This is a genomic window from Pedobacter sp. 01N416 (genome assembly GCF_056399685.1).
Genome location: NZ_JBFTRT010000466.1, coordinates 1 through 4123, shown reverse-complemented (window position 1 = coordinate 4123; position 4123 = coordinate 1). Strand labels below are relative to the sequence as shown.

General features: G+C 41.1%; 1 protein-coding gene. It reads right to left on the bottom strand.

What is annotated here, in order from left to right; genetic code table 11:
• A partial coding sequence (locus AC1DND_RS21555) for an alpha-2-macroglobulin family protein (protein ID WP_477584678.1) occupies nt 1–4123 on the bottom strand: 4123 nt, incomplete at both ends.

Below are 4123 nucleotides of genomic sequence, written 5' to 3'. Positions count from 1 at the left end.
GTTTTAAGGTGGTTGGATCCAGGACTTTACCGTTTAAACGTTTGTAAGTCACGTTCATATCCAATACCTCCGGTCGGTTTGGCAAGAAATTGTTCTGACCAGCAATTGGTTGTCCTTCTAAAACCAAACGGACAAACAATACATTATTGCCATTATTGGTAATAGAAGCCGTATTTCCTTTAAAGGTTACAGGTGTACTGTTGATGTATTGATTTGAACTTACAGGTGCCGATTTTCCGTCTAGTACATACTGATATTGCAGTTTATTTGCCGATTGGTTTGAACCACAGAATTTTGCAATAGCCAACAAACTATAAGCGGTTGTTTGTGTGCTGTACCAGGTGTTTTCGCCAAGTTTAGCAGCTAAAGGTTGTAGTAAATTCGCAGCTTTTGCTTTCTGACCGAGTAGGGTTAGGGTTTCTAAAATCATGGCTTCATCGCGCACATCGGAGCCATAAGTTCCACCCAATTGTTTGTAAGCCTGAATAGATGTATCTAAACCTCTGATCATATTTTGAGCAACATCATTTTGTCCGGCCAGTTTATAAGCAGCTGCCAATCGCCATTTTGCAGCGATTGACAAATATTCAAAAGCTTTTAAACGGTTCATTGCTGCCATTTCAGGTTTTTTAGCTAAGGCAAGCATATACAAACGGTAGGCCTGAGACAAATCTCCTCCATAAAAATTATTACTGTTTGGCGCCCAGTTTGCCGCTTTGGATTTTTGAAAGCGCAACAGTTCATCCAAAAGGCCAACAGGAAGGGTATAACCAGCATTTTGTGCTTCAACCAGGAAGTGTCCGGCATAATTGCTTCCCCATTCATCAGAACTACCTTCGCCAGGCCAGTAAGACAAACCGCCATCTGTAGTTTGGAAACCTTTCAGCCTATTTATACCGGCTTTAATGTTTTTCTCTGTTGTAGCTTTTTGTTGTTCATTCAACGGACTCAATCTATCCAAAAAGAGTTGAGGAAATATACCCGAAGTAGTTTGCTCAATACAGCCATGCGGATATTGGATAAGGTAACTCAATCTTTTACCAAGGTTGATCGCAGGGATAGAAGAAACTTCTAGTGAACCAGAATTTGTTCCTGTCATACCGATTGGCAAATAGTTTACCGCCCATTTGGTATGCGGCTGAACCGTTGCAGACACTACATTGGTTACATATGGGTTTGGATTTCTGATATCCATTTCCACATCGTAAACTGTTTTTTCAGCTCCACTTTGTGCAATCACTTTTACTTTGGCAATGCCTACTGTGTTGGGTGCTTTCACCTCGAAATAGGTCATTTGCTCACCTGTTTGTTTGTAGTAAAGCTGCTGTTTGTTACTGCCTTGAACAATTAAATTATTTGCCTGGAGTTGTACTGATACATTTTTAAGATTGTTCTCTGTAGCAAAAACGGTTACTGGTAAGGTGAAACTTTCTCCCGGACCGATAACCCTTGGCAAAGTAGCCAAAACCATTAACGGCTTTTTAACCTGAACCGATTTTTCGGTAAAACCATATGCAGCATCCTGCCCGGCAACTACCATAGCTCTTACCGCACCAATATATTGAGGCAATTTAAATTTGTGTGTTTTACTTTCGCCTTTGCCAATAGTAAATGGCCCCATAAATTTAACCACTGCTTTAAAACGGTTGGCTTTTGCTGGATTTAAGTTCTTGTTGATGCTACCATCACCACCAATGCTTAAAATGCGTTCTAAATTCCCTCCCCATGCGCCTAATACATAGTCGAATAAATCCCAGGTTTTTACGCCTAAACCTTCGCGGGCATAAAATGCACCATGTGGATCAGGTGTTTTAAAACGTGTTAAATCTAATAAACCTTCATCTACGAGGGCAATGGTATAGGTCATTGCTTTGCCGTTCTGCTCAGCTACAGTAATGGTGTTTTCGGTTTCAGGCTTGATTTTATCCAACATTTTTATGGTTGGTTTTAGGATGGTCTGCGGATCTTCAACCGAAAGCGGAATAGCGCCATACATCCTGATTGGTAAATCGTTAACCGTTTGTGCATGCGGTTGTAATAAAGTAATATTGGCAAAAACATTAGGTGCCATCTCTTTCTCAGCCTTGAACTTAAATTGCGTTTGTCCGGCTTTGGTATCTACCCAGAAGGTTTTTAATACCCGGCTTCCATTTTCAATGGAGATTAACGCTCTTCCGTTTTTACCAGTTGGGATGGTTAAGGTAATATCCTCTCCAACAGTAAATTTTTCCTTATTAGCAGTGAAAGATAACATAGATGCCTCAGTTGGGTTGCTGCCCTGTTCGCGCTGTGCCCAGCCCGGCCAATCTACATAAACAGATTTTCCGGTAACATGTCCACCATTGGCATCACGCACCAAAATTAAATAACGGCCCCATTCTGGTTCATCAACACGTAAATCCCAGCTCCCTTTTCCGTTAGTCAGATTCACTTGATGGCTTTCTACCAATTTGTTATACTGGTTTTGGGTAAAGTTAGCGTAGGTATATTGATCGTCCTGTTCCCACCACCAACGCCATTGTGTTTTATATAATTCTACCTGAACGGTTTTGGTTCCGCTCAACAGTTTTCCATCGGTATTTACATTTACAATTTCGATTTTATGCGCTTTGCCAGTAACCAGCATACCACTCAAACGGTCGCCTTTTTCTGGTCGGATACCCAAATAACTGCTATACACATGATAGGGTATGCTGAAATTATCGATGCTGAAATTACCTCCGGGTTCGAAGACTTTGGTTGTAAAGTTTGCCCTTAACACACCAGGAGCGGTATTGTTCTCATTGAGGTTGGTGTTAATCTGAGCTGTACCGTTCTGGTTTAAAGTGCCTTCGAAAATGGTTTTAACCTGCGATTCGAAGTTAACCGTTGGGTTATCGAAACTAAAACCCTCAAAACCTTTAAATTTAGTCTCTGTAGTGTTTAAGTTTACATCAACCTTCGCTTTTAAGTTTTGCGCAACAGCACCGAATAGCCATTTGGCCGATAGGGTAGCGGCTGATGTTCCTGAACTTAAATATGCTCTATTGCCAACGTTGAAATCAATTTTCAAACGGTTTGGCATTACGGTTTCGATTTTTAGGGTTTTGGTAAATGTAGCTCCACCTGCTTTAACTTTCGCCATCCAGTTACCAGTTGGCGCTGTACTTTCAGTAGCGGTTTTAAAGGTGTAGAATCCATTTAAAGGTTTGTCATTGATCAATCTTTTGTAAAGCTGACCTTTCGGGTTATAGAATTCCATGGTTACCGGATAATTGGCTGGCAGTTTTTTTAGTTTGTCTTCCAGTACGAAAGAAACAAATAAACTGTCGCCTGGCCTCCAAACACCACGCTCGCCATAAATAAAGCCTTTTAAGCCACTTTGGACTACATCACCGCCAACATCGAAGCGGCTTAACGGAAGTGAGCTTCCATCGTCTAGTTTAAGGTAACCACGTTCTGAACCATTTTTAGCGATCAATAAGAAAGGCTGACGTTTCAGGTCAAAACTTGCAAAACCATCACCATCAGTTTTAGTCGTGAAAATGATCTGTTTTTGGTAATCCATCAATTCAAGGTTTACACCACTTAGTGGTTTTGCCGTCAATAAGTCTGTTGCTACAATAAGCATGCTGTTATCGTTACCACGTTTGGCCACCAAACCAATATTCGAGGCAATTAAGTTTCTGCTGGCCCAGCGCTGGTTGGTGTAAAACGATGGCGTACATGGATTGTCTTTATCATTCCACCTGTAATTTGGCGGGTAATAATTATTGTAACGTTGCCAAAAGTCATCGTCTTCGTCAATCTTTTCACCATAACCTTCGTAATCTCCATATTCGGCTTCTTCCTCATTACCATCGGCTTTTTCTTCCCCGGTTTTACAATTGTAAGCATTGTATTCCTGTCTGAAAGCAATGGTAACGCGGTACATGGCACCGGGCTCAGTACGGATCATTTTATCCAGATCAAGGGTGAAACGGTTCTTTTTATGGAGGTTAAGTGCCTTATCTTCATCTAATCGTACCGTTTTTTGCAGAATAGGTTTGGCCACCCTACGCAATTCGTTACCATCTTTATAACTATTCGTTTGAAAAAACTGCGGTATGTTGTTTTCGTAAATTTTGATCACGGTAACATCAAC